The organism is Bradyrhizobium sp. Kon56, from assembly GCF_055807635.1.
This window is the reverse complement of record NZ_JBVVOU010000670.1, coordinates 1-231: the sequence shown is the minus strand read 5'-3', so window position 1 is coordinate 231 and position 231 is coordinate 1. Positions and strand designations below refer to the sequence as shown.

1 protein-coding gene is annotated in these 231 nt (G+C 48.5%); it reads left to right on the top strand.

Going from position 1 to position 231, the window contains the following annotated elements; genetic code table 11:
* Positions 1-231: plasmid partitioning protein RepB C-terminal domain-containing protein (locus AC0L3B_RS40460; protein ID WP_473383718.1), on the top strand; the 231-nt coding region annotated here is incomplete at both ends.

Here is a 231-nt window from a genome sequence, read left to right as displayed (position 1 = left end):
CCCGCAAACGTATTCCATCTTCTGCGACAGATGAAACCATTGAGGCAAATCGAAGCGGCTGAATTGATGATTGGAAATAAAAATCTTTCTGTCCTGCTCGCTAAAGCACTTTTGGCTGCCACTCCATCAGACCTGTTAGTAGTACCTAGAAGCCCCCAACCTGATCAGCAGATATCTGCAGAGTCAATTGCTCGGCTAGAGCGTGAGCTCGCCGCCCTACAGATGCAAATC